The following is a 3,955-nucleotide window of genomic DNA, read 5'->3' as shown; positions in this document are numbered from 1 at the left end:
TGCTGCTTTAAATCTTTAGCTCCCCGAGCTTAATAAGCTCGACAACCGCTTGCGAACGACCTTTGACATTCAGCTTTTGCATCACATTCGAGATGTGGTTTGAAGTATAGATTGCGGTATTTCTATGCCACCTTTCATTGCTAAAGCCAAACGTTGATGTTCAGTTAGTCCATCTGGGTCTGCATCTGGTTTATATTTTAAGATCATACCTAAAACTAACTCACCCTCAGAGTCATCCTTTTTCGCCAAATCATACCACCACTGAACGACCTTTTCGAACTCTGAAATGAGTGAAATACACTGATAAGCACTATCCCATGAATTTGTCCGAATATACAACATTGCATTGTTAACCAAAGCAAATGGATCTTTCTTTTCCAATGCAGGTCTTAAAAGAACTTCATGATCTGGATAGCCGTTATTATTTTTTAAATACTTTCTAATAAGATAAGAAACATTAATTCCCGCAGCTTCAAATCCTTGATTAAATATATAGAAAAATAAACTAGCTGAACTTTCATAGTTCATATTGTTATACATATTGAATGCTAAACCATGCAAATCTTCAATAATTTTCAATTTCAACTCATGCTTATCTGCTTCTTCAAGATTAATTCCTAATAATACTTTTACCGCATCGCTGTGGTTTAGATTCTTTTGATGTGCAAGTGCTTCTCCTATTAACGATTTGATAATTACTTTATTAGTAAAATCTGCAGGGTTATGCTTAAACTTATTTTGAATATGCTTAAACATATCAATTGCTTCTTCAAACTGAATTGTTTCAACTAATACATGTCCTTTAAGATGCATCGCTGAAGCTACTATTTCCAGTATTTTTGAATTACTTGTTGTTTCATGTTCTTGAATTATTGAATTAAAGCTTGCTAGTGCTTCATCATACCTTTGAATAGCGAATAAATTTCTTCCTTTCCTATAAACAACATTAATGTAAGTAACACGACCAATTACCTCTTCATCATTTTTTTCCGTAAGATAGTTATACTCATTTAAGGCATCTAAATATTGCTTTTGAGATTCGTAGATACTGGCTTTTTTTAAATGTGCTCTAATAACGAATTTCTGGATTTCACTATCATGATTATTTTGGTTTTCGTTTAAAAAAGTATTAAGCAAATTGATTGCCTCTTCATTATTTCCTGCTTCTCTGAGAGATTGTGCGTAATTCAAATGTGCAGAACCATACAGGCCTTTTTGTTCATTATATCCTCTAATAATTTCTGCAAATGCCTCATTTGCTTGTTCAAATAATTTTAAATGAGCAGCATATGTTATTCCTTTACTATGAAGAGCTGCTGCAGCGTACTCTCTAAAATAATCTATTTTGCTAACATCATATCTTTCTTTGATCTGTTCAAACAATTTAATCGCTTCAACAGGTTGGTCGTTTTCCCTTAATATAACGCCCTTTAAATGCATGGATTCTAAAACTTTTTCAGATATATCCTTGTTCTGATCGTGATAATATTTTTGAATTGTTTCATCCAGTATTTTAATCGACTCATTTTTATTATTTAATTCTTTGTAACAAATTGCCTTTAAATAGAAAGCATCAACAAATAATTTAGTGAAATTCGATTCATTACAATTATTACAGCATTCAATTACTTCATCTAATTTTTCAATTGATTCTTGATACATCTTCTGCGCTATTAACGATTTTCCAAAATTCAAAGCAGCTTTAGCAAAATAACTATTTAAGGATTTTATTTTCTCTTCACCCATCGTTTTATCGAGCAATATTCTCGTTGTCCATCGGATGATTTCATATCCTTTTTCGTTCTTTTTTAACTTTTCCATTGCAACCAATACCATATCCATCAAATCAATTTTCTCACTATCAGCAATGTCCTCATTGTTATATATTTCAAATGCGTAATTCAAGGCAGTTGAATATTTCGACTTTCTTAATAACTCTTGCAGTTCAGCTATTTTTGAGTTCACATTGTACTCTTTACTATTACTAGCATTCTTCAACCTTAAGATGGCATGTTTAAAATAGTTGTTTTCTTCTTCTTCATTTGTCCCCTTTCCAGATAAATCAAGTAGGTTAAGGAAGAAATTAATAGGATCTCTTATTATTTCTGGAGATTCGATATTAAATTTTTCAATAAACTTTTCAAAGACAGTCTGTGCATCTAAATAACAAGTTAACTCATCTACTTTTGATTTACTTTTAGTGTCAATTGAAATTGTGTGATCATTTTTATTTAATTCAAATAAATTATCTTCTTTAGAAACAGTTTGTATTTGATCCTCTTGAGGAATAACAAAAATAACATCTTGATGATTTACCAACCAGTCAGGTAAGTCGTTTATATTAGATGTTTCGTAACAGAACCAGTACAGATTACAAGGTAATGGACTTTGCAACCTTCGTTTTAGAGACTCCATAAATACATCATTTTCCCATCCGCTGTAACCAATGACTAAGGGAGAGTGCCTGTAAAGAATTGAATCTACGAAAAACGACATAGTTTGGTTACTACTAAGTGATCTTTCTGCTCTTTGAACTATCTCTCCATTTAAGTTACAGCAATCATAAAACCAATATGTCCCATGTATATGCACAATTTTAATATCATTATTTTCGTTATTTATTTTCTCTACAGTGTGAGGGTGATCCGCAACAATATGATCAATACTAAAAATATTAAGCGCACGTGAAAGGAAATCATCAAAGTTCAATGTAAGTACAAGATTAGATACAACCTTTTGGGCCAGTAGATGTGCTAACTTGATATTAGCGGCTGAAATTGGTTTGTTATGAAGTAATTGTTTTAAATAATTTTGCCTTTGGTAGCGGCTAGGATAAGCTAATTCAAACCATTTTGAATATTGTTCTTGAGGCAAATTGTTCCCGTTAGAGATACTTTCAGACCTTCCAAGTTCCCTTGCTTGTGCTTTACAATGATCGACAATTTCTTTAGCCAATGGTGCAGATGGATATGAAATACCCGCACCAACCAAAAAAAAGAAAGGTGACAATAAATTTCTCGCTTTATAATCGTCACAAACCTGTTGTATTTGATTTAGAGCTTGTTCAAGATACACAGTTCTTGCTCTAGATATTTTGTTTTGTTCGTAGTTCATGAATTCTCCCTCCTGTATAATATGTATTTTTCTACAGAAGGAAGCAATTCCCTTGTTTGTTGGTTAATATAAGTTGTTAAATATGCTCTTTATTCAACGCTTAAATGGATCCTTTATCCCGAAAGTTGTATTCACACTTACATTCCCCTCTCTTGAACCCGTACCCGTAATCTCTTCAAACAATTTTCTCAAAACGAGACTCAATTCGTCGAAATCCTCTTCGTCGTCATAGTTAAGTTCGAGCATGTCGTCGAGTGCTTCTCTGACCTCCTCATATAACCGGAAAAAGTTCTCTTTTTTCTGCTGGTTTTGGAGTTTCTCCACCAGTCGTTGCTCTAATTGCTTGATCTCTTTCTCAAAATGCTGATTTTCAAACTCCATCTGCTCTTTGTCTAAACGCCCGTCTACCCAATCCTTCCGGAGGGAAAAGACCGCCTCGCGATATCGGGTGATCTTCGAGTTAAGATTGGCAATTTCTTTTTTGTCGTCTCTGTGATCGGTTTGTAAAAGCGCCTGATGGTTCTTGAACAGTTCCTTAACCGAAGTGATGGCGGACAATTGCCCGGACAGGGGTCTGTCAATAATTTTGTGTAAACTCATGTATAGAGAATTTCTCCCCTGATTTCCTCCAAGCTTCCACAGCAAGCCTCTCCGGCTCGCGGACGTGCTCCTCTTAACATCAAAAAGCCTTCTCTCCGTTCCCAAGGAAACGAAAAAGAAGGCCCGCGCCGATCGATCAGCGGCTGAGAAAGGTGCACCTGCTGCTTTAAATCTTTAGCTCCCCGAGCTTAATAAGCTCGACAACCGCTTGCGAACGACCTTTGACATTCAGCTTTTGCAT

At 34.6% G+C, this 3,955-nt stretch carries 2 protein-coding genes and 2 pseudogenes; all 4 read right to left on the bottom strand.

Going from position 1 to position 3,955, the window contains the following annotated elements; genetic code table 11:
• Nucleotides 1–7: 7 nt before the first annotated feature.
• Nucleotides 8–100, bottom strand: a pseudogene (locus ACFO1S_RS18605) (LuxR C-terminal-related transcriptional regulator); the annotation flags it as partial.
• A complete protein-coding gene (locus ACFO1S_RS18600) occupies nucleotides 82–3,114 on the bottom strand; it encodes a tetratricopeptide repeat protein (RefSeq protein WP_204604758.1) in 3,033 nt (1,010 codons plus the stop codon). The pseudogene ACFO1S_RS18605 and the gene ACFO1S_RS18600, both read right to left, overlap by 19 nt.
• A 93-nt stretch (nucleotides 3,115–3,207) precedes the next feature.
• Nucleotides 3,208–3,714, bottom strand: coding sequence for a hypothetical protein (locus ACFO1S_RS18595; RefSeq protein WP_204604757.1), 507 nt, complete (start codon nucleotides 3,712–3,714; stop codon nucleotides 3,208–3,210).
• Between the two features lie 166 nt (nucleotides 3,715–3,880).
• Nucleotides 3,881–3,955: pseudogene (locus tag ACFO1S_RS18590) on the bottom strand (helix-turn-helix domain-containing protein); the annotation flags it as partial.

The organism is Cohnella boryungensis, from assembly GCF_042651945.1.
Classification (GTDB): domain Bacteria; phylum Bacillota; class Bacilli; order Paenibacillales; family Paenibacillaceae; genus Cohnella; species Cohnella boryungensis.
Note: the sequence above shows the minus strand (reverse complement) of the source record. Positions and strands in the feature narration are given on the sequence as shown.

Coding starts and splice junctions, on each gene's coding strand:
- ACFO1S_RS18595 (WP_204604757.1), bottom strand. CDS start 3,714: ATGAGTTTACACAAAATTATTGACAGACCCCTGTCCGGGCAATTGTCC.
- ACFO1S_RS18600 (WP_204604758.1), bottom strand. CDS start 3,114: ATGAACTACGAACAAAACAAAATATCTAGAGCAAGAACTGTGTATCTT.